The sequence below is a fragment of the Pseudomonas sp. 06C 126 genome, from assembly GCF_001855215.1.
GTDB lineage: Bacteria > Pseudomonadota > Gammaproteobacteria > Pseudomonadales > Pseudomonadaceae > Aquipseudomonas > Aquipseudomonas proteolytica.
On sequence record NZ_MIFU01000140.1, the window covers coordinates 1 to 19,971 of the forward strand.

Sequence of the window (19,971 nt, forward strand, 5' to 3'; positions counted from 1 at the left end):
GGGCAAGCCCGCTCGCCACAACTGCGCCATCTGCCTGGATCTAGGCGTTGCGGCAAAGTTGTGTAGATACTTATGCTGCGATGAGGCCCTAAAGGCCGCCACCGACCAACTGCTTCAACGCCAATTTACGCTGCGCAACCGGCAACCCACCCAACTGTTCCACAGCACTGTAGAACTTCAGCCAATCCCCTCCCTCCCGGCGAAACAACGCCGCAAACGCTGGCACCCACTGGTCATACAAACCAAACGGCAACAGCCGCGCATTGTTCATCGGCTGATTGATCCAGGCGTCATACCGCGGGTCGCCGGCCCACTGACTGTCGCGTAACTGCCGATACTCACGGCGCAAACGCTCGAACTCGTCAGCCTTGGCCTGGCGCATTGCATCGGCGGCCAACGGCTGCGCATACAGGCGTTCCAAGCGGGTGCGGGTGTCGAGGATCAGTTGGGTAAATTGGTCGCGCTGCTTCAAGGCCGACTCGCTCGCAGGCCCAAGGCCACGGGCCGTACGCCATTGCCGGGTGCCTTCCTGTTCGACAAAGGTGGCAAATGACTCATTGAACTCAGTGTCGTCCTTCACATAAAAACGCTGGTGCGCCAGTTCGTGAAAAATCACCGTGGCCAGACGCTCTTCGCCCCAGCGCATCATCGAACTCATGATCGGGTCATCAAACCAGCCCAGAGTGGAATAGGCCTCGACCCCGCCAATCGACACATCCATGCCACGCAGTTGCAACAAGGCAGCCTCGCCCCGTGCGGCACCTTGGCTGTAATAACCGCGATAGGCCACGCACCCGGCGATCGGGAAGCAATGGTTCTGGGGTGACAAGGAAAATTCTGAGGTAGCGAAGACATTCCAGACCACGTACGGCCGACCGATATCGGCGTACAGGCGGTAGCTCTGGTTGTCGGGCAAGTGCAACGCTTGGCTGGCAAAGGTCCGCGCCTTCTGGGATTGCGCCAAATGCTCCCGCAAAACTTGCGCACGCGTCGGGTCGGCGATCACCTTGGCCACCGGCTCGCGGGCCTGCAGCAGTTGCCATTGGCCGCTGGCCAGTTGGCTGTAATAGCTGACACTGGAGCAACCACCGAGCAACACACACGCCAGCCCCGCCAATAAACGCCGCACCATTTCAAACCGCTCCAGACTCATTGGCCTGCCAGACTAACGGGCTTACAGGAGGTATGCTCATACGATTCCTACGCTTGAGTGCTCACTATGCGTCAGCTCCTGCTTCCCTTGGCGGCGATTTTTCTCAGCGCCTGCACCTCCACACCGATCCCGCCGGCCGACCCGCAACAGGCCTGGGTCGATTTCGCCACCCCGACACCGGGCGCCAAACTGGTCATGGCGCAACGCCTGGACGGCAAAGCCCTCGATGATGGGCGCTACTTCCAGGTGCCACCGGGCAGCCACGAGTTGATGGTGCGTTTTGATTTTGAAGTGTATGCCGGCGCAGGCCTGGGCGGCGGGTTGAACCAGCCCCAGGAGCGCACGTGTTTTATCACCCTGCAATACGACCAGTTCGAAGCCGGTCAGCGCTATCGCCTGGAAGGGCGCTCGCTGGGCTTTACCCCCAACATCCGGCTGTATGACGCCGCACGGCAGTTGCTGGCAGAGGAGCGCAGCGTCAACTGTATTCCCTGATCAGTTATTGTTGCGCTGGTAGATGATGCGCTTGGTGCCGTTTTCGCAGGTGCCCACGATCATGGCTTCATCGTGATTCTTGGCTTCTTCGGCGGTGATGATTTCCAACGTGTAGGACGGGATCGCCTTGGCCTGTAGGTCGACTTCGATCTCTCTCCTCAGTTCTTCACAGTCTTTCGGCGCGGCCAGCGCCGACGTGGCCAAAGCACCGCAGATAATCGCCAAGGCAAAACGTTTCATGTGTGAAGCTCCCTAAATGCGCTGCGCACGGGTGTGCGCCAAAGGCTGCATGGGTATGAGACCACATTTGCGAAACGCGAGTTCTGATTTAACGCACAACAAAATGTGGGAGGGGACTTGCTCGCGAAGGCGGTGTGTCAGCCAATACATTTGTTGCCTGACCTAGCGCCTTCGCGGGCAAGCCCGCTCCCACATTGGACCTGCGCAGATCAGTTGATGAGGGTGCCATCCAGGGTGATGGTGGCGTTCAACACTTTGGACACCGGGCACCCCTCCTTGGCCTTTTTGCTCAGCTCATCGAACTGCGCCTGGCTTGCGCCGGGGATCTTGGCCTTGAGGACCAGATGGACCGCGGTGATTGCAAAACCACCGTCCACTTGGTCCAGGGTCACTTCGGCTTGGGTGTCGATGCTGTCGGCCTTGAGCCCGGCATCGCCGAGAATCATGGAAAAGGCCATGGAGAAGCAGCCGGCATGGGCCGCGCCGATCAGTTCTTCAGGGTTGGTGCCCTTGCCGCCTTCGAAACGGGCCTTGAAGCCGTAGGGGGCTTCGCGCAGTACGCCGGTTTCGGTGGAAATAGAGCCCAGGCCGGTTTTCAGGTCGCCTTCCCAGTGTGCGGAGGCTTTTTTCACAATACTCATAGCGTTCTCCCAAGCAGTGGTTGTGCATCAGTAAGGTTCTGAGGATAGAACCTCTGGCAAAGTTCACCCTGTCGGAAAAACCAAGCGCGCAAGTAGGAAATTTCATGCTCGCTATTGAATCTCGGGTATATGCCCTCATTGCATAGAGCATGCACATGAAGCGGCAGGTTTTGGTTCGTCACAAGCCTGCGCCCTTAGGAGAAGCAGGCTTATGAAACCGTTGTCCGACGTGAAGTTTTCGACCCTCGACCTGGTGCCGGTGCGCGCCAATGGCAGCCCGGCGCAGTCGCTGCGCAATTCCCTGGACCTGGCCCAGCACGTGGAAAAACTCGGCTACACCCGCTTCTGGGTGGCCGAACATCACAATATGGATGGCATCGCCAGCTCCGCGACCTCGGTGCTGCTGGGCTACCTGGCCGGCGGGACCTCGACCATCCGGGTCGGCGCAGGCGGCGTGATGCTGCCCAACCATGCACCGCTGGTGATCGCTGAACAGTTCGGCACCCTGGAAAGCCTGTACCCCGGCCGTATCGACCTGGGCCTGGGCCGCGCGCCCGGTTCCGACCAGATGACCGCCCGCGCCCTGCGCCGCGAGCGCTCCGGCAGCGCCGATGACTTCCCCGAAGACGTGGCCGAACTCATGGCGTACCTGGGCCCACGCACCCCCGACCAACGGGTGATCGCCGTACCGGGTACCGGCACCAACGTCCCGGTGTGGCTACTCGGTTCCAGCCTGTTCAGCGCGCAACTGGCCGGTGAACGCGGTTTGCCCTACGCCTTTGCCTCACATTTCGCACCGCGCATGATGCATGAGGCGATTCGCGTCTATCGCAATCACTTCAAGCCTTCAGCAGTACTCGACAAACCCTACGTGATGCTCGGCGTCCCCCTGGTGGCCGCCGATACCGATGAGCAGGCCAATTACCTGGCCACCTCGGTCTACCAACGCATTCTCGCGCTGATGCGTGGGCAAAGCCTGGTGCAGCGCCCGCCGGTGGATAGCATGGACGGCCTGTGGCTGCCCCATGAGAAGGATGCGGTAGGCAGCTTCCTGGGCCTGGCGATGGTCGGAAGCCCGGCGAAAATTCGCGCCAAGCTGGAAGTATTGATCGAGCAAACCGGTGCCGATGAGCTGATCTTTACCTGCGACCTGTACGAACATGCTGATCGGATTCATTCCTACGAGCTGCTGGCGCAAGTGATGAAAGACTGATCCACAGGCACAAAAAAACCGACGCCCTGGCGTCGGTTTTTATGTCTGCCACACGGGATCACCCGCGGTTGTAGACGATTTCCTTGGTACCGCCTTCGCAACTGCCGACCACGTCGCCGTTGGTTGCGCTGCCTTTATCGACAATTTCCAGGGTGTACGCGGAGGCGCCATTGGCCTGGATCTTGGCGTCGATTTCGCTTTTCAGCTCGCCACAGTCCTTGCCAGCCGCCAGGGCTGTACCTGCCAGGCTCAACAAACCTACTGCTAACAGAAACTTCTTCATCCGTTACTTCCTTGCGCTGATCAAAAAATGTACGCCGATGCATTTGGCATCGGCGCCCCAAGGTGTCGCGCAGGTTATGGCAATCGGCCAGCGTGCAAGTTCAACCGTGCCTATCAACTATTGGCAATACGAAAGCCCACCTTGAGGGTCACCTGGAAGTGCGCGGCCTTGCCGTCCTTGATGTGGCCACGGGTTTCGGTCACCTCAAACCACTCCAGGTGCTTGATGCTCTTGCTGGCCTCGGCCAGGGCATTGTTGATGGCGTCCTCGATGCTGGTTGGGGACGAGCCCACCAGTTCGACTTTCTTATAGGTGTGATGATCAGTCATGAGCGTTCTCCTGGGTGGTTGAATGAAGCCTAGCAGTGATTCTTCGTACTGCTTCTGGCGGTACTTCTCACTTGAAAGTTCAGATTTACTGCACTTTCTGAAACCCCCGCAGTCGGAATCAACACACGTTACTCATTCACTCCAGGAGAGCCCACATGGCCAACACCTCTTTACGCAAAGCGTCATTGGAAAGCATGGAAGCCGAGATTTCGAGCCTGCTCAAATCCCTTGAGAGCCTCAAGGACGATGCGTCTGACGAGTCGCGCAAAACCCTGAAGGCCCTCAAAAGCAATGCCGAGAATGCCCTCAAGCACTCTCGCCACTTGATCAGCGATGCCTACGAAGAAAGCAAAGTCAAAATCCGCGAAACCGGGGTTGCCACCCGTGACTATGCGCAGGAACACCCGTGGACCACCGCCGGCGTTGCCGTTGGCGCGCTGGGCCTGCTGGCTGCCTACCTGCTGTGCAAACGCGGTGACTAAACCGGTTGGCGCGCAAGCTCAGCCTTGAGCCACTGCGCCAACTGCCGGGCGCGCCCATCCGCGGCGCGCTTGGGTAGCCACAACGCCAGTTGCGCCGGGGTCTGGCTAAAGCCCCACGGCGCAACCAGGCGACCGGCACGCACATCCTCCGCCACCAGCGGTTGCGGGGCGATCGCCACCCCCAGGCCAGCCACGGCCGCCTCCAGCAAATAATACAAATGCTCAAACCCCTGGCCGTACTTCAACGCGCCGGCCTCGATGCCATGGTGCTGTGCCCAGTTGGGCCAGGCTTGCGGGCGTGAAGTGGTGTGCAACAAAGCCTCGTCCAACAAAGCCTGCGCAGGTGCCTGGCGCAGGGCTTGGTAGTGGGCAAAGTGCGGGCTCATCACCGGGCCAATGCGTTCGCTGGCCAGTTCGTATACCTGCATATCCGCAGGCCACGGGGGTTCGGCAAACAGCAGCAGGGCGTCCAGGCCAGGCCGCCGTGGATCAAGGTCGCCTTCGCCCGCCGACAGATGCAGGCGCAAATCCGGCAAATCGGCATTCAAGCGCCCCAGCCGCGGGATGAACCAGCGCGCCAGCAGGCTGCCAGAGCAGCCAAGCACAAACGGCGCGTCGGCGCTGCTCTGGGTCAGCTCCCCGCACACATCGCGCAAGCGCTCGAACGCCTCGAAGCTGGCATCGCGCAGCCTCACACCGGAATCTGTGAGTTTAATGCCGCGCCCATCCTTGACGAAAAGGCTCACCCCAAGATGTTCTTCCAACACTTTCAGTTGTCGGCTGACGGCGCCATGGGTCACATGCAATTGCTCTGCAGACTGGCTGACGCTGTTGAGGCGGGCAGTGGCTTCGAATGCACGCAGGGCGTTAAGCGGGGGAAGGTCTCGGCTCATCTGTGAGTTTTCCTGACAGGTTGTGGCGATCTTATCGGTTTTCACGGTCAAGCGTCAGAGGTAGAGTGGCCGTCATTGCCTCTCCCACACTTTGTTCCTGGAGCGCCCCATGACTCAGTCCCAGACCGATTTACGCAACGGCCCTGACGCCAACGGCCTGTTTGGCGCGTTCGGCGGCCGCTACGTGGCGGAAACCCTGATGCCGTTGATCCTCGACCTGGCCCGCGAATACGAAGCGGCGAAGATCGATCCGGCCTTCAACGAAGAACTGGCCTACTTCCAGCGCGATTACGTCGGACGCCCAAGCCCGCTGTACTTCGCCGAACGCCTGACCGAATTCTGCGGCGGCGCCAAGATCTACCTCAAGCGCGAAGAGCTGAACCACACCGGCGCGCACAAGATCAACAACTGCATCGGCCAGATCCTGCTGGCCCGGCGCATGGGCAAGAAACGCATCATCGCCGAGACCGGCGCCGGCATGCACGGCGTGGCCACCGCCACCGTCGCTGCGCGGTTTGGCCTGCAATGCGTGATCTACATGGGCACCACCGACATCGAGCGCCAGCAGGCCAACGTGTTCCGCATGAAGCTGCTGGGCGCCGAAGTGATCCCCGTGGTGGCCGGCACCGGCACCCTCAAGGATGCAATGAACGAAGCCCTGCGTGACTGGGTGACCAACGTCGACAGCACCTTCTACCTGATCGGCACCGTGGCCGGCCCGCACCCTTACCCCGCGATGGTGCGCGACTTCCAGGCGGTGATCGGCAAGGAAACCCGCACCCAGTTGCAAGCCCAGGAAGGCCGCCTGCCGGACAGCCTGGTGGCCTGCATCGGCGGTGGCTCGAATGCCATGGGCCTGTTCCACCCGTTCCTCGATGACACCAGTGTGCAGATCATCGGCGTCGAAGCGGCCGGCTACGGCATCGAAACCGGCAAGCACGCCGCCAGCCTCAACGGCGGGGTACCGGGCGTGCTGCACGGCAACCGGACCTTCCTGTTGCAGGACGACGATGGCCAGATCATCGACGCCCATTCGATTTCCGCGGGCCTGGATTACCCCGGCATCGGCCCCGAGCATGCGTGGTTGCACGACATCGGCCGCGTCCAGTACACCTCGGTAACGGACGACGAAGCCCTCGACGCCTTTCACAAATGCTGTCGCCTGGAAGGGATTATTCCGGCACTGGAAAGCGCCCACGCCCTGGCCGAAGTATTCAAGCGCGCCCCGACCCTGCCCAAGGATCACCTGATGGTGGTCAACCTGTCGGGCCGTGGCGACAAGGACATGCAGACCGTGATGCACCATATGGAAACCGCCAAGCAGGAGAAACACTGATGAGCCGCCTGCAAACCCGTTTTGCGCAACTCAAGGAACAAAACCGTGCAGCCCTGGTGACCTTCGTCACCGCTGGCGACCCGGGGTATGACACCTCCCTGGCGATCCTCAAGGGCTTGCCGGCAGCCGGCGCCGATGTGATCGAGCTGGGCATGCCCTTCACCGACCCGATGGCCGACGGCCCGGCGATCCAACTGGCCAACATCCGGGCGTTGGGCGCCAAGCAGAACCTGGTGAAAACCCTGCAAATGGTGCGCGAGTTCCGCAAGGACAACAGCGATACGCCGCTGGTATTGATGGGCTACTTCAACCCGATCCACATGTACGGCGTGCCACGTTTTATCGCTGACGCAAAAGAAGCCGGCGTCGATGGCCTGATCGTGGTCGACGTACCGCCGGAACATAACAGCGAACTGTGCGACCCGGCCCAGGCCGCGGGCATCGACTTTATCCGCCTGACCACGCCGACCACCGACGATGCACGCCTGCCGACGGTGCTCAACGGCAGCTCGGGTTTTGTGTACTACGTCTCGGTAGCCGGTGTGACCGGTGCCGGTGCCGCCACCCTGGAACACGTCGAAGAAGCGGTCGGCCGCCTGCGCCGCCATACCGACCTGCCGATCAGCATCGGCTTTGGCATCCGCACCCCGCAACAAGCCGCTGCCATCGCCCGCCTGGCGGACGGTGTGGTAGTGGGCTCGGCACTGATCGACCACATCGCCAATGCCAGCAACGACCAGCAAGCGATTGATGGGGTGTTGAGCCTGTGTGCAGCCTTGTCGGAAGGTGTACGCAACGCCCGTAAATAATCCCCACCCATTGTAGGAGCGAGCTTGCTCGCGAAGACCGTCAACGATAACGCGGGCATCCTGGATGAACGCGGTGTCTTGACGTTTTTCGCGAGCAAGCTCGCTCCTACAACAGCTTTATTCCCTCAGTTCGATACGTTCGACCTTGCCCACCAGCAATATGTAGGACAGCGCCCCCAGCAACGCCAACACTGCAATGTAGGTAATCGCCGGCGCAAACGAGTCGCCCGTGGCCAGAAAGCCAATGACGATGGGCGTGGTGATCGCCGCCAGGTTGCCGATGAAGTTGAACACCCCACCCGTCAACCCCAACAACCGCGCCGGCGCCAGGGTCGAGACCAACGACCAGGTGATCGAGGCCAGGCCGTTGCCGAAAAACGCCACCGCCAGGAACGCGATCACCAACGGCGTCGAGTCGACGAAGTTGGCACCGATGATCGCCGTGGAGATCAGCAGGCCGCTGATGATTGGCAACTTGCGCGCAAAACCCACCGAGGCGCCACGGCGGATCAGCCAGTCGGAAAACAACCCGGAACACAGCACCCCGACAAACGCCGCGAGGAAGGGCAGCGACGCGAGCAGGCCGGACTTGATGAAGTCCATGCCGCGATATTTCACCAGGTAGGTGGGGAACCATGTCAGGAAAAACCACAAGGTCGAGTTCAGGCAGAACTGGCCCAGGTAGATGCCCCATAGCTTGCGTTTAGTCAGGACGATACCCAGGTCGACCCAACTGAACGGCGCCTTGCGCTTGGCGGTTTGTGCATCCAGGTCCACCAGCCCGCCGCCTGCGCGGATCAGCTCGATTTCCGCGCTGTTGACCCCTTTGAAATCGCGCGGCTCGCGGTACACCGCGTACCACACCAGCGCCCAGAGAATGCCTACCGCGCCGGTGCTGATAAACACCATGTGCCAGCCATAGTGGTGCTGCAACCAGGCCAGCACCGGGGTGAGGAATGCCAGCCCGACGAACTGCCCCGACGTGTAGAAGCCAATGGCCGTGGCGCGCTCACGCTCGGGAAACCAACTGGTGACCACCCGGCTGTTGATTGGATAGGCCGGCGCCTCCAGGGCGCCCACTGCCATGCGCAACACGAACAGGGCAATGAAGCTGGCGGCAAATCCCAGCATCACCGTGGCGATGGACCACAACAGCAGGGCGACGGTGTAGAGAATGCGCGGCGGCACCCGGTCCACCAGCCAGCCGCCGGGGATTTGCATGGCGGCGTAGGTCCAGCCGAACGCCGAGAAAATCAGCCCCACATGCACCGGGTCGATCCCCAGTTCGCTGGTCAGGGCCGGCGCGGCAATCGACAGGTTGCTGCGGTCCAGGTAGTTGATCACCACCGTGATAAACAGCAGGACCATGATGAAGTAGCGCTTGCGGCTGGGCGTGACTAAAGATGCCTGCCCGATGAGGGTTTCAGGGTGCATGGGGGAGCCTCTTATTATGTTTATTGAGGTCGGTTGACGGCTATCTGATGGGGAGGTGGGAGCTGGCTTGCCTGCGATGGCGGTGGAACATTCAACATCGCTATCGCTGGCAAGCCAGCTCCCACATGGACCGCGTTATCACCACTCGGCAAAGCTGCCATCGGCATGCCGCCAGATCGGGTTGCGCCAGCGATGGCCGATGGCGGCCCGTTCAATCACATATTCCTCGTTGATCTCGATCCCCAGCCCTGGCCCATTGGGGATCTTCACAAAGCCCTGGTCGTAGTCGAAAACCCCCGGGTCGCGTACGTAATCGAGCAGGTCGTTGCTTTCGTTGTAGTGAATGCCCAGGCTTTGCTCCTGGATAAACGCGTTGTAGCAAACCGCGTCCAGTTGCAGGCACGCCGCCAGGGCAATCGGCCCCAGGGGGCAGTGCAGCGCCAGGGCCACGTCGTAGGCCTCGGCCATGTTGGCGATCTTGCGGGTTTCGGTGATGCCGCCGGCGTGGGACGCGTCCGGCTGGATGATGTCGACGTAACCTTCGCTGAGCACACGCTTGAAGTCCCAGCGCGAAAACAACCGCTCACCCAGGGCAATCGGGGTGCTGGTCAAAGGCGCCAGCTCTTTGAGCGCTTCGTAGTTTTCGCTCAGCACCGGTTCTTCGATGAACATCAGCTTGTACGCATCCAGCTCTTTCATCAGCACCTTGGCCATGGGCTTGTGCACGCGACCATGGAAGTCCACGCCGATGCCGACATTCGGCCCGACTGCATCGCGCACGGCGGCTACGTTCGCCAGGGCCTGGTCGACCTTGTCAAAGGTGTCGAGAAACTGCAGCTCCTCGGTGCCGTTCATCTTCACCGCTGTAAACCCACGGGCCACGGCCTCCTTGGCGGCGCGGGCGGTGTCGGCCGGGCGGTCGCCGCCGATCCACGAATAGACGCGAATCTTGTCCCGCACCTGGCCGCCCAGCAGGTCGCTGACCGACACACCGAGGGCCTTGCCCTTGATGTCCCACAGCGCCTGGTCGATGCCCGCCAGCGCACTCATATGGATCGCGCCACCGCGATAGAAGCCGCCGCGATACAGCACCGTCCAGATGTCTTCGATGTTGCGTGGGTCTTTGCCGATCAAGTAGTCGGACAGTTCCTCGACAGCGGCCGCCACGGTGTGGGCGCGGCCTTCAACCACGGGCTCGCCCCAACCGGTCACGCCCTGGTCGGTTTCCACTTTGAGGAAGCACCAGCGCGGCGGCACGATGAAGGTGGTCAGTTTGGTGATTTTCATCTTCTTGTTCTCTCTTGTCGGATGCGGCACCTGGGGTGCCAGGCACACTCAGTTCAGGGCGTTCCAGGCAGCGACATACGCCTGGGCACGGCTCGCCACCTGCTCGACCGTCATGCCGGGCTTGTACAGCCCGGAACCCAGGCCAAACCCCTTGACCCCGGCGTCGACGAACACTTGCATGTTGTCTGGGGTAATCCCGCCCACCGGCAGCAATACCGTGCCGGCCGGCAACACCGCCAGCCAGGCCTTGACCACCGCTGGGCCCATTTGCTCGGCCGGGAACAGCTTCAGCACATCGGCACCTTCGGCCAGGGCGGCAAAGGCTTCGGTGGGGGTCGCAACGCCGGGCGACAGGTACAGGCCCGCAGCTTTTGCCGCACGTAGCACCTTGGCGTCGCTGTGGGGCATGACGATGACCTGGCCACCGGCCGCCTTCACCTGTTCCACCTGCTCGGGCGTCATCACCGTGCCGGCGCCGATCAGGCAATCGGCGGGCAACGTCTCACGCAGGGTGCGGATGCTGGTGTAGGGATCGGGCGAGTTGAGCGGCACCTCGATTACCCGCAACCCGGCCTGGTACAGCACCTGGCCGACAGCGCCGGCCTCATCCGGGCGCAGGCCCCGCAGGATCGCGATCAAACCGTTGTGTGTGAGTGCTTGCTTGAGCATGTCAGGCCTCGATTGCAGGTTGAGTGAGCCCGGCGGCCAGCGCCAATTGCCACAGGCCGCGCTCGGTCGCTTGTTGCGCGAGGCTGACTTGGCTGAAACCACACAGGGCGAGGGCGCGTTGATAACGGGCGCAGAGGGCGGTGGCGCCTACCAGGATGATCGGCGTGTTGCGAGTACGGTCGGGCAAGCCGGCCAGTTCATGACCAATCAGCAAGCCGGACAGGTAGTCCGACTGCTGCTCGGCAGCCAGTTCGGCGGTCAGCCCCAGGGTGCGCGCGCTGAATAGCGTCGACAGCACACCGCGTTGGCCGTCCGGTGAAAGCGCCACGCGCACGCCTCGGTCAAAGGCCTCAGCCTGGAACTGCCCGGCGATCTTTTGCGTGCGCCCGAGAATGCTGTGGGTGCTCAGCACCGCAAACAGCTCACCGGTCATGAAGGTGTCAAAGTGGGTGATGCGACCTGCGATTACCTCGACCCATTTGGAATGGCTGCCGGGCAGGCCGATCAATAACTCAGCGCTGGCCGCAAAGCCTTGCAGCACGCCGAGCACCTGGGTTTCTTCGCCGCGCATCACGTTGGGCAAGCCGACCTGCTCGATCACACCGGGCACGATATGCACATCGACACCGCGCAGGCTGCGCACCTTGTGTAGCGCCAGGCCCAGGCTGGCAACGTCGACCGGCGTATGGCGATAGGCCGCTTCGCTCCAACCCTGGGCGCTGCCGACCATGCCGCAGGCGATCACCGGCAGACCGGGCTGCGCGTCGAGCCAGTCGCCGCACGCGGCATCAAAGGCCAGCTCAAAACCATCACTGCAGTGAACGCCGGCAATCAACCGCGGTTCACTGGGCAAATGCATGATCCCCGACGCCAGCGAGCGCTGTTCGAGGACCTGGCCATCGGGGCCGAGTTTATAAGCACGAAGGGAACTGGTTCCCCAATCGAGCGCGATCAAGTGCGCTGGCATTGCTTCACCTGGAATGTGGCAGATGGCCGACTATAAACCTAAGGCTCTGGATATCTCAATATATAAATACTGATCCCATATAGTGGAACAACGTAGAAAAAATCCCCACGTCCCCGTGCTGTTCTACGCACATGAACGTGAGGATTCGACCGACAGAAACTGGTTAAAAAATAGACAAATCCAACGGACGCATGGCCCCCATCCAGATCGCGTAGTCGGTATGGTCCTTCAGGTCATCGCCGGTATCCGGGTGCAGAAACACCACCAAACCGTTGCGATTGAGGGCCAACCACGGCAACGCCACGCCGATGTACTGCGGGTCGAAGGCCAACTGGCAGCTCCAGTCCGGATGCGGCCCCACCGCACGCTCATGCATGCGCCCCACGCGCACCGGGAAGATGGCCGCCGCCTCTTCACAGAGCTTGCGCGCCTGGTCGAGCGTGCTGGCGTCGAAGTAGATATGGGCGTGATAACCCTTGATACGTTGCATGACTGGCTCCGGACTGGTTGATCGGCCGATCCTAGACCGCAATCGACGGCAGGCCAAGCCTGGGAGGCTCAGCGATGAGGCAACGCTGTGGCAAGGGGACAAGCCCCCTCAATCGGGCGGCATCAGGCTGCTGGACTGTTCGGCCGCCAGCCAGTCGACAAACCGCTCGATCAACTGCCCACGCCGTTTGCGCTGGGGCAATACCACGTAATAACCAAAACGCGAGATCACCGTGTCGCTAATCGGCCGGCATAGCCAGTTCTGCTCGAGCAGGTTATCCACCAGGTGGCGCCAGCCAATGGCCACGCCCTGGCCGGCAATCGCCGCCTGGATCAGCAGCGTGTAATTGTCGAAACGTAGCGGTCCCGGGGTCGGTGCGGCGCTGATCCCCAGTTCGCGAAAGACCCCGTTCCAGTCGAACCATTGGCTATTGTTTTCCTGGCGCAGGTGCAGCAACGGCAATTGCTGCAGGCTCTGCAGCGACAGCGGCGTGGTGCGGCCCTTGAGCAGTTGCGGGCTGCACACCGGGAACACTTCTTCGCTGAACAACCACTGGCTGTGCCCCTGGCGAAAACGCCCATCGCCAAACAACACGGCTACGTCGATATCGCTGCGCAAGGTCGCGTGATTACGCTCGCTGGTGACCAGGCTCACATCCACCTGCGGGTTGGCCTCATGAAAGCGATGCAGGCGCGGCATCAGCCAGTAGGCGGCGAAGGCGAAGTCGGTCGCCACTTGCAACACTTCGTGCTGGTCCTGCTGGGTGATCAACCCCAGGCCCGCATCCATGCTCTGCAACCCAGCCTGCACGTGCTCGAACAACAGCCTGCCCGCATCCGTCAATTCGATGCCCCGGTAGATACGGTCAAACAGCCGCACCGCCAGTTGTTCTTCCAGGCGCTTGATTTGCTGGCTGACTGCCGGCTGGGTGGTGCCCAGCTCCATCGCCGCCGCCGTGAAGCTGCGGTGACGGGCGGCGGTTTCGAAGGCCCGCAGCAGGTCCAGCGACAGGTTACCCAGGGCTTTATACATAAGCGTTACTTATCCTAGACATTGCTCTGTATGGGCTTTACCACGTATTCCATGGCCCCCATGCTCAATCGCATAAATATTGACTATGGAATGCCGCGAAACCATGAAGCGCAAGAACATTCTTTTCATCATGGCCGATCAAATGGCCGCGCCGTTGCTTCCGTTCTACGGTCCTTCGCCAATCAAACTGCCCAACCTCAGCCGCCTGGCCGCCCAAGGCGTGGTGTTCGACGCCGCGTACTGCAACAGCCCGCTGTGTGCGCCGTCGCGTTTTACCCTGGTCAGCGGCCAGTTGCCGAGCAAGATAGGCGCCTACGACAACGCGGCGGATTTCCCCGCCGATGTACCGACCTACGCCCACTACCTGCGTCGCCTCGGCTATCGCACGGCGCTGTCGGGCAAGATGCATTTCTGCGGGCCGGACCAGTTGCACGGCTACGAAGAGCGCCTCACCAGCGATATCTACCCCGCCGACTACGGTTGGGCGGTGAACTGGGATGAGCCCGACGTGCGCCCCACCTGGTATCACAATATGTCGTCGGTGCTGCAAGCCGGCCCATGTGTGCGCACCAACCAACTGGATTTCGACGAAGAGGTGGTGTTCAAGGCCCAGCAATACCTGTTCGACCATATTCGCGAGGACGGCGACCAGCCGTTCTGCCTGACGGTTTCCATGACCCACCCCCACGACCCGTACACCATTCCCAAGCCGTTCTGGGATATGTACGACGATAAAGACATCCCGATACCTACAACGCCGGCCCAGGCCGACCAGGATCCGCACTCCCAGCGTCTGCTCAAGGTCTACGACCTGTGGGACAAGCCGCTGCCAGTGGATAAGATCCGCGATGCACGGCGGGCTTACTTCGGCGCGTGCAGCTACATCGACAGCAATGTCGGCAAACTCCTGCAAACCTTGCAAGACACTGGCCTGGCCGAAGACACGATCATCGTGTTCTCCGGCGACCACGGCGACATGCTCGGCGAGCGTGGGCTCTGGTACAAAATGCACTGGTTTGAAATGGCCGCCCGCGTGCCGCTGCTGGTCAGTGCGCCAGGACAATTCCAGGCCGGGCGGGTGAGTGCGGCGGTGTCCACCGCCGACCTGTTACCGACTCTGGTGGAGTTGGCCGGCGGTGAACTGGACGCCGACCTGCCTCTGGACGGCCGCTCACTGGTCCCGCACTTGCAAGGGCAGGGCGGGCATGACGAAGTGTTCGGCGAGTACATGGCCGAAGGCACCATCGGCCCGCTGATGATGATTCGCCGCGGCGCCTACAAATTCATCTATAGCGAGGACGATCCCTGCTTGTTGTTCGATGTTCACCGCGACCCTCGTGAGCAGGAAGAACTCAGTCAGTCGCCAGCCCATCGCCCGCTGTTCGAAGCCTTCCTGGCCGAGGCGCGGGCCAAATGGGACATGCCCGCGATCCACCGGCAAGTGCTCGCCAGCCAGCGCCGCCGGCGTCTGGTATGCGAAGCCTTGGCGGTGGGCAAACTCAAGAGCTGGGATCACCAGCCGCTGGTCGACGCCAGCCAGCAGTACATGCGCAACCATATCGACCTCGACGATCTGGAGCGCAAGGCTCGTTATCCACAACCCTGCCAAAACCAATAAATCCAGTAAGGGGAAGGCCATGCAAAAGTTATCCACAGTCGTCAGTGCCGCGTTGTTGCTCAGTGCCACCCACGTGTATGCCGACGCCCGTTGCGAGACGGTGAAGATGGCCGACCCCGGCTGGAGCGACATTGCCGCCACCAACGCCATCGCCGGCTTTTTACTCAGCGGCATGGGTTACAAGGCCAAGGTCGATACCCTGGCGGTGCCGATCATTTATGGCGGGCTCAAGGACGGCCAGGTGGATGTGTTTTTGGGCAACTGGATGCCAGCGCATCAGGGCTTCTACGACAAGTTCGTGGCCAACGGCGATGTGGTGCAACTGGCCAAGAACCTTGAAGGTACGGAGTTCACCCTCGCGGTGCCGGACTATGTGTGGGAGGCCGGCGTGCATGACTTTGCCGATCTGAATAAATTTGCCGACAAGTTCGACAAGAAAATCTACGGCATCGGGTCCGGCGCGCCGGCCAACCTTTCGCTGAAGGAAATCATCCAGAAGAACGACTTCGACCTCGGCCAATGGAAGCTGATCGAGTCCAGCGAGCAGGCGATGCTGGCCGAAGTGTCCAGGGCGGTGAAACGCGAGCGTTTCGTCACCTTTCTCGGCTGGACACCGCACCCGATGAACGTGCAGTTGAAGATGCGCTACCTCAAGGGCGGGGAAAAATACTTCGGCGACACCGGCAGCGTGTACACCCTGACGCGCAAAGGTTATGCACAGGCCTGCCCGAATGTGGCCAAGCTGCTGACCAACCTTAAGTTCACCCAGGACATGGAGAACAGCATCATGGCCGAGGTGGTGAACAACAAGGTCAGCAATAGCGATGCGGCCAAGGCGTGGATCAAGGCCAACCCGGCGGTATTGGACAAGTGGCTGGAGGGGGTTGAAACCCTCGATGGCCAGGATGCATTGGCGGCGGTCAAAGCCAAACTCTAAATATTGCCCTGGTTCCTACAGGTCTTCCTATCACCCTGTAGGAGCCGGCTTGCCGGGGAAGAATTCGAAAACGCCGCGTTTTTTCAGGCAACCCGCGTTATCGTTATCCATCTTCGCGAGCAAGCTCGCTCCTACAGTATTTCGAGCGATCCATGTCCCGGCCCCACACTCTGCTCCCATTCCTGCGCTGGCTACCGCGCCAGACCCGCGCCAGCGTTGGCCGGGATGCGATTGTTGGCCTCAGCGGCGCAGTGCTGGCCTTGCCGCAATCGATCGCCTATGCCCTGATCGCCGGCCTGCCTCCCGAATACGGCCTGTATGCGGCGATCGTCCCGGTGCTGATTGCCTGCCTGTGGGGCTCTTCGTGGCACTTGATCTGCGGCCCGACGGCGGCGATTTCCATAGTGCTTTACGCCAGCATCAGCCCGCTGGCGGTGCCCGGCTCGCAGGACTACATCACCTTGATCCTGTTGCTGACCTTGCTCGCCGGTGTATTCCAATGGCTGTTGGGCATGTTGCGCTTTGGCGCGCTGGTCAATTTCGTCTCCCACTCCGTAGTCCTCGGCTTCACCCTTGGCGCGGCAGCTGTCATTGCCCTGGGCCAATTGCCCAACCTGCTGGGGCTCGACCTGCCCAGCCAGGGCACGGCGTTCAACAGCCTGCTGGCGCTGATCGACCACAGCGGCGAATGGGATCGCCCGTCCCTGGCCCTCGGGCTCGGCACCTTGCTGGTGGGCGTGCTGCTCAAATACTGCGTGCCGCGCTGGCCGAGCCTGCTGATTGCCCTGGTCCTCGGCAGCCTGGTGGCGTGGGCGTGGCCGGCGATGTTCGGGCATGTGGCGCGGGTCAGCTCATTTGTCGGCCAATTGCCGCCGTTCAGCCCGTTGCCGCTGGACCTGGATATGATCCTGCGCCTGCTGCCCAGCGCCGTGGCAGTCGGCATGTTGGGGCTGGTGACCAGCCTGTCGATTGCCCGCTCGCTGTCGGCGCGTTCGCAGCAGTTGCTCGACGCCAATCAGGAGGTCCGCGCCCAGGGTTTATCCAATATCGTCGGCGGATTTTTCTCCGGCTACCTGTCGGCCGGATCCTTCACCCGCTCGGGCCTGAGCTACGAGGCGGGCGCCTGCTCGCCACTGGCGGGGGTGTTCTCTGCGTTGTGGGTCGCGCTGTTTGCGCTGTTCGGTGCGGTCCTGATCGCGCACATCCCGATCCCGAGCATGGCCGCCAGCATCCTGCTGATCTGCTGGGGCCTGGTGGATCATCGGGGCATTCGCGCACTGTGGCGGGTCAGCCGTGCGGAGTTTGTGGTGATGGGCCTGACATGCCTGGCCACCTTGCTGCTAGAGCTGCAAACGGCGATTTATGCAGGCGTGCTGGCGTCGCTGTTCTTCTACCTCAAGCGCACCTCGCAGCCACGGGTGCAACAGTGGCGCGACGGTGACGATGATGTGCTGCGGGTCGGCGGCTCGATCTTCTTTGGCGCCAGCCACTACCTGCAAGTGCGCTTGCAGCGCCTGCAAGGCCAACGGGTGGTGATCGAGGCGCAACAGATCAACTTTATCGACTATTCAGGGGTGGAGATGCTGCACCAGGAGGCCCGCCGTTTGCGCGGGTTGGGGCGCAGCCTGACGTTGCGCCGGGCGCGGCCGCAGGTGGTCGAAGAATTGAAAAAGCTGGAAGGGGCCGACAAGTGCCCCATCCATTTCGAAGACTGAATACCGCTTTTCTGTAGGAGCCGGCTTGCCGGCGATGGCGGCCTTGAAATCGCCATCGCCGGCAAGCCGGCTCCTACAGGGGCGCGATTACAGGGCCAACTGGCGCCGCAGCTCGGCCAGCACCGGCGCCGAATCCGGGCGCACGCCGCGCCACAGGTAGAAGGCTTCCGCGGCCTGCTCCACCAACATGCCCAGGCCATCCATCGCCACTGCCGCGCCGTGTTCAGTGGCCCAGCGGCAGAATGCCGTCGGTTCCTTGGCATACATCATGTCGTAGCAAAAGGTCTTGCCCGGATCGATCAGGCTGCTGGCAATCGGCGGTACATCGCCTGACAGGCTTGCGGAGGTGGCGTTGATGATCAAGTCCACCGGCTCACTCAGCCAATCGAAGCCACTGGCAGACACCGGCCCCAGGTCATCGAACAGTTCGGCCAGCAACTCGGCTTTTTCCACGGTACGGTTGGCGATGATCAGCGAGGCTGGCTGTTGCGCCAGCAGCGGCTCCAAGGCCCCACGCACCGCGCCACCGGCACCGAGCAGCAGGATGCGCTTGCCCGCCAGGCTCAAGCCGGCGTTGACGGTCAGGTCGCGCACCAGACCAGCACCATCGGTGTTATCACCCAACAGGCTGCCGTCGGCCAGCTTGCTCAGGGTGTTCACCGCGCCTGCGCGTTGCGCGCGCTCGGTCAGGGCGCTGGCCAGGCGATAGGCCTCTTCCTTGAACGGCACGGTGACGTTGGCGCCGCGCCCATGCAGGAAAAACTCCCGGGCACAGCCGGTGAAATCCTCAAGCGGCGCCAGCAACGTGCTGTAGTCCAGCGCCTCGCCCGTCTGCTCGGCAAACAGGCGATGGATCAGCGGCGACTTGCTGTGGCCGATGGGGTTGCCGAACACCACATAACGATCCATCAGCTGGCCACCTGGGGCGCAGCAAGGCCGAGCCAGTCACGGTCTTGCAGGAAATAATCGGTCAAACGTGCTTCTTCGCTGCCGGCGGTAGCCTTCCAGTCATAGCTCCAGCGCACTTGCGGTGGCAGCGACATCAGGATCGACTCGGTGCGCCCGCCCGATTGCAGGCCAAACAGCGTGCCACGGTCATACACCAGGTTGAACTCCACGTAGCGCCCACGGCGCAACTCCTGGAACTGGCGTTGCTGCTCGGTATAGGCCAGCGCCTGGCGACGCTGGACGATGGGCAGGTAGGCGTCGATGTAGGCATCGCCAATGGCGCGCATAAAGGCGAAGCAGGTGTCGAAGTCCCACTCGTTCAAGTCATCGAAGAACAGACCGCCGATCCCACGGGGCTCGTTGCGATGCTTGATGTGGAAGTAGCTGTCGCACCAGGCCTTGTAGCGCGGGTAAACGTCTGCGCCAAACGGCGCGCAAGCCTGCTCGGCCACACGGTGCCAGTGGATGCAGTCTTCTTCGTTGCCGTAGTAGGGCGTCAGGTCGAAGCCGCCACCGAACCACCAGACAGCCTCTTCGCCTTCTTTCTCGGCGATGAAAAATCGCACATTGGCGTGGGAAGTCGGCACATGGGGGTTATGCGGGTGGATCACCAGTGACACGCCAAGGGCTTCAAAACCACGACCGGCGAGTTCCGGACGGTGGGCACTGGCGGACGGTGGCAGGCCGCTGCCGAAAACATGGGAAAAGTTGACGCCGCCTTTCTCGATCACTGCCCCGTTCTCAATCACCCGCGTGCGGCCACCGCCACCGGCTGGGCGGGTCCAGGCATCTTCGATAAAGCGCGTATCCGCCTCGAAGGTTTCCAGGGCACTGCAAATGCGGTCTTGCAGGTCGAGCAGGTAGGCTTTTACAGCCTCGGTGCGAGTAGTCATGGCATCACCTTGAATCGGGCAAAGCTACGCGAGGCCATTGGGCGTCGGCGGCAAAGGGGCGCACAGGATACCACCGCGTCGGGCGCTGCCACAGTTGACGAAGATCA

The 19,971-nt window shown here is 61.8% G+C and carries 22 protein-coding genes; 8 read left to right on the forward strand and 14 right to left on the reverse strand.

Annotation, left to right across the window (positions count from 1 at the left end):
- Positions 1-88: 88 nt before the first annotated feature.
- Positions 89-1,132 (reverse strand): aminopeptidase, encoded by a 1,044-nt coding sequence (locus BHC62_RS25260; protein ID WP_070996572.1) that lies wholly within the window; start codon positions 1,130-1,132, stop codon positions 89-91.
- Between the two features lie 87 nt (positions 1,133-1,219).
- On the opposite strand from BHC62_RS25260, the gene BHC62_RS25265 reads away from it, so the two are divergent.
- Positions 1,220-1,648, forward strand: coding sequence for a hypothetical protein (locus BHC62_RS25265; RefSeq protein ID WP_029290280.1), 429 nt, complete (start codon positions 1,220-1,222; stop codon positions 1,646-1,648).
- Here the strand turns inward: BHC62_RS25265 and BHC62_RS25270 are convergent, their stop codons facing one another.
- On the reverse strand, positions 1,649-1,888 hold the full coding sequence (locus tag BHC62_RS25270) for a DUF1161 domain-containing protein (protein WP_029290278.1): 240 nt from the start codon (positions 1,886-1,888) through the stop codon (positions 1,649-1,651).
- A gap of 209 nt (positions 1,889-2,097) precedes the next feature.
- The gene (locus BHC62_RS25275; protein WP_029290276.1) at positions 2,098-2,529 is read right to left on the reverse strand and encodes an OsmC family protein; all 432 of its coding nucleotides are present in this window, start codon (positions 2,527-2,529) and stop codon (positions 2,098-2,100) included.
- A gap of 211 nt (positions 2,530-2,740) precedes the next feature.
- On the opposite strand from BHC62_RS25275, the gene BHC62_RS25280 reads away from it, so the two are divergent.
- Entirely contained in the window at positions 2,741-3,742 is a 1,002-nt protein-coding gene (locus BHC62_RS25280) for an LLM class flavin-dependent oxidoreductase (protein WP_070996574.1), read from the forward strand.
- A gap of 58 nt (positions 3,743-3,800) precedes the next feature.
- Here the strand turns inward: BHC62_RS25280 and BHC62_RS25285 are convergent, their stop codons facing one another.
- Positions 3,801-4,025, reverse strand: a complete 225-nt coding sequence (locus BHC62_RS25285) for a DUF1161 domain-containing protein (RefSeq protein ID WP_070996575.1) — start codon at positions 4,023-4,025, stop codon at positions 3,801-3,803.
- 113 nt (positions 4,026-4,138) lie between these two features.
- Positions 4,139-4,354 carry a dodecin gene (locus BHC62_RS25290; protein WP_029290270.1) on the reverse strand — a complete coding sequence of 72 codons (216 nt, stop codon included), beginning with the start codon at positions 4,352-4,354 and terminating at the stop codon, positions 4,139-4,141.
- A gap of 155 nt (positions 4,355-4,509) precedes the next feature.
- Between BHC62_RS25290 and BHC62_RS25295 the strand changes: the two genes are divergently transcribed.
- A complete protein-coding gene (locus BHC62_RS25295; protein WP_003170746.1) occupies positions 4,510-4,836 on the forward strand; it encodes a YqjD family protein in 327 nt (108 codons plus the stop codon).
- On the opposite strand, the gene BHC62_RS25300 is transcribed toward BHC62_RS25295, so the two are convergent.
- Complete coding sequence (locus BHC62_RS25300; protein ID WP_070996577.1) at positions 4,833-5,729, reverse strand: LysR family transcriptional regulator; 897 nt, start codon at positions 5,727-5,729, stop codon at positions 4,833-4,835. The two genes, BHC62_RS25295 and BHC62_RS25300, sit on opposite strands and share 4 nt — an antisense overlap.
- Before the next feature lie 109 nt (positions 5,730-5,838).
- On the opposite strand from BHC62_RS25300, the gene trpB reads away from it, so the two are divergent.
- Together trpB and trpA are read left to right on the forward strand one after the other, a co-directional pair.
- Positions 5,839-7,065, forward strand: a complete 1,227-nt coding sequence (gene trpB, locus BHC62_RS25305; protein WP_029290261.1) for a tryptophan synthase subunit beta — start codon at positions 5,839-5,841, stop codon at positions 7,063-7,065.
- The gene (trpA, locus tag BHC62_RS25310; protein WP_029290259.1) at positions 7,065-7,874 is read left to right on the forward strand and encodes a tryptophan synthase subunit alpha; all 810 of its coding nucleotides are present in this window, start codon (positions 7,065-7,067) and stop codon (positions 7,872-7,874) included. Before trpB ends, trpA begins: the two co-directional genes overlap by 1 nt.
- Before the next feature lie 117 nt (positions 7,875-7,991).
- Here the strand turns inward: trpA and BHC62_RS25315 are convergent, their stop codons facing one another.
- From BHC62_RS25315 to BHC62_RS25340, 6 genes are all read right to left on the reverse strand, one after another.
- Positions 7,992-9,308 (reverse strand): MFS transporter, encoded by a 1,317-nt coding sequence (locus BHC62_RS25315; protein WP_070996579.1) that lies wholly within the window; start codon positions 9,306-9,308, stop codon positions 7,992-7,994.
- Between the two features lie 138 nt (positions 9,309-9,446).
- A complete protein-coding gene (gene dgoD / locus BHC62_RS25320; protein ID WP_029290255.1) occupies positions 9,447-10,595 on the reverse strand; it encodes a galactonate dehydratase in 1,149 nt (382 codons plus the stop codon).
- 48 nt (positions 10,596-10,643) lie between these two features.
- Positions 10,644-11,264: a 2-dehydro-3-deoxy-6-phosphogalactonate aldolase gene (locus tag BHC62_RS25325; RefSeq protein WP_070996581.1), complete on the reverse strand. Its 621-nt coding sequence runs from the start codon at positions 11,262-11,264 to the stop codon at positions 10,644-10,646.
- Between the two features lies 1 nt (position 11,265).
- Complete coding sequence (locus BHC62_RS25330) at positions 11,266-12,231, reverse strand: 2-dehydro-3-deoxygalactonokinase (protein ID WP_070996583.1); 966 nt, start codon at positions 12,229-12,231, stop codon at positions 11,266-11,268.
- A 163-nt stretch (positions 12,232-12,394) separates the two neighbouring features.
- On the reverse strand, positions 12,395-12,721 hold the full coding sequence (locus tag BHC62_RS25335; RefSeq protein WP_070996584.1) for a DOPA 4,5-dioxygenase family protein: 327 nt from the start codon (positions 12,719-12,721) through the stop codon (positions 12,395-12,397).
- A gap of 108 nt (positions 12,722-12,829) precedes the next feature.
- Positions 12,830-13,753 (reverse strand): LysR family transcriptional regulator, encoded by a 924-nt coding sequence (locus tag BHC62_RS25340; protein WP_070996586.1) that lies wholly within the window; start codon positions 13,751-13,753, stop codon positions 12,830-12,832.
- A 103-nt stretch (positions 13,754-13,856) separates the two neighbouring features.
- Between BHC62_RS25340 and betC the strand changes: the two genes are divergently transcribed.
- From betC to BHC62_RS25355, 3 genes are all read left to right on the forward strand, one after another.
- On the forward strand, positions 13,857-15,371 hold the full coding sequence (gene betC / locus BHC62_RS25345) for a choline-sulfatase (protein ID WP_070996588.1): 1,515 nt from the start codon (positions 13,857-13,859) through the stop codon (positions 15,369-15,371).
- 19 nt (positions 15,372-15,390) lie between these two features.
- The gene (gene choX, locus BHC62_RS25350) at positions 15,391-16,308 is read left to right on the forward strand and encodes a choline ABC transporter substrate-binding protein (RefSeq protein ID WP_070996589.1); all 918 of its coding nucleotides are present in this window, start codon (positions 15,391-15,393) and stop codon (positions 16,306-16,308) included.
- A gap of 152 nt (positions 16,309-16,460) precedes the next feature.
- On the forward strand, positions 16,461-18,023 hold the full coding sequence (locus BHC62_RS25355) for a SulP family inorganic anion transporter (protein WP_070996591.1): 1,563 nt from the start codon (positions 16,461-16,463) through the stop codon (positions 18,021-18,023).
- Positions 18,024-18,110: 87 nt separating this feature from the next.
- Here the strand turns inward: BHC62_RS25355 and aroE are convergent, their stop codons facing one another.
- Together aroE and hemF are read right to left on the reverse strand one after the other, a co-directional pair.
- Positions 18,111-18,932: a shikimate dehydrogenase gene (aroE, locus tag BHC62_RS25360; protein ID WP_070996592.1), complete on the reverse strand. Its 822-nt coding sequence runs from the start codon at positions 18,930-18,932 to the stop codon at positions 18,111-18,113.
- Entirely contained in the window at positions 18,932-19,864 is a 933-nt protein-coding gene (gene hemF / locus BHC62_RS25365; protein WP_029290237.1) for an oxygen-dependent coproporphyrinogen oxidase, read from the reverse strand. The genes aroE and hemF overlap by 1 nt, the downstream gene beginning before the upstream one ends.
- Between the last annotated feature and the right edge of the window lie 107 nt (positions 19,865-19,971).

Coding starts and splice junctions, on each gene's coding strand:
- BHC62_RS25260 (WP_070996572.1), bottom strand. CDS start 1,132: ATGGTGCGGCGTTTATTGGCGGGGCTGGCGTGTGTGTTGCTCGGTGGT.
- BHC62_RS25265 (WP_029290280.1), top strand. CDS start 1,220: ATGCGTCAGCTCCTGCTTCCCTTGGCGGCGATTTTTCTCAGCGCCTGC.
- BHC62_RS25270 (WP_029290278.1), bottom strand. CDS start 1,888: ATGAAACGTTTTGCCTTGGCGATTATCTGCGGTGCTTTGGCCACGTCG.
- BHC62_RS25275 (WP_029290276.1), bottom strand. CDS start 2,529: ATGAGTATTGTGAAAAAAGCCTCCGCACACTGGGAAGGCGACCTGAAA.
- BHC62_RS25280 (WP_070996574.1), top strand. CDS start 2,741: ATGAAACCGTTGTCCGACGTGAAGTTTTCGACCCTCGACCTGGTGCCG.
- BHC62_RS25285 (WP_070996575.1), bottom strand. CDS start 4,025: ATGAAGAAGTTTCTGTTAGCAGTAGGTTTGTTGAGCCTGGCAGGTACA.
- BHC62_RS25290 (WP_029290270.1), bottom strand. CDS start 4,354: ATGACTGATCATCACACCTATAAGAAAGTCGAACTGGTGGGCTCGTCC.
- BHC62_RS25295 (WP_003170746.1), top strand. CDS start 4,510: ATGGCCAACACCTCTTTACGCAAAGCGTCATTGGAAAGCATGGAAGCC.
- BHC62_RS25300 (WP_070996577.1), bottom strand. CDS start 5,729: ATGAGCCGAGACCTTCCCCCGCTTAACGCCCTGCGTGCATTCGAAGCC.
- trpB (WP_029290261.1), top strand. CDS start 5,839: ATGACTCAGTCCCAGACCGATTTACGCAACGGCCCTGACGCCAACGGC.
- trpA (WP_029290259.1), top strand. CDS start 7,065: ATGAGCCGCCTGCAAACCCGTTTTGCGCAACTCAAGGAACAAAACCGT.
- BHC62_RS25315 (WP_070996579.1), bottom strand. CDS start 9,308: ATGCACCCTGAAACCCTCATCGGGCAGGCATCTTTAGTCACGCCCAGC.
- dgoD (WP_029290255.1), bottom strand. CDS start 10,595: ATGAAAATCACCAAACTGACCACCTTCATCGTGCCGCCGCGCTGGTGC.
- BHC62_RS25325 (WP_070996581.1), bottom strand. CDS start 11,264: ATGCTCAAGCAAGCACTCACACACAACGGTTTGATCGCGATCCTGCGG.
- BHC62_RS25330 (WP_070996583.1), bottom strand. CDS start 12,231: ATGCCAGCGCACTTGATCGCGCTCGATTGGGGAACCAGTTCCCTTCGT.
- BHC62_RS25335 (WP_070996584.1), bottom strand. CDS start 12,721: ATGCAACGTATCAAGGGTTATCACGCCCATATCTACTTCGACGCCAGC.
- BHC62_RS25340 (WP_070996586.1), bottom strand. CDS start 13,753: ATGTATAAAGCCCTGGGTAACCTGTCGCTGGACCTGCTGCGGGCCTTC.
- betC (WP_070996588.1), top strand. CDS start 13,857: ATGAAGCGCAAGAACATTCTTTTCATCATGGCCGATCAAATGGCCGCG.
- choX (WP_070996589.1), top strand. CDS start 15,391: ATGCAAAAGTTATCCACAGTCGTCAGTGCCGCGTTGTTGCTCAGTGCC.
- BHC62_RS25355 (WP_070996591.1), top strand. CDS start 16,461: ATGTCCCGGCCCCACACTCTGCTCCCATTCCTGCGCTGGCTACCGCGC.
- aroE (WP_070996592.1), bottom strand. CDS start 18,932: ATGGATCGTTATGTGGTGTTCGGCAACCCCATCGGCCACAGCAAGTCG.
- hemF (WP_029290237.1), bottom strand. CDS start 19,864: ATGACTACTCGCACCGAGGCTGTAAAAGCCTACCTGCTCGACCTGCAA.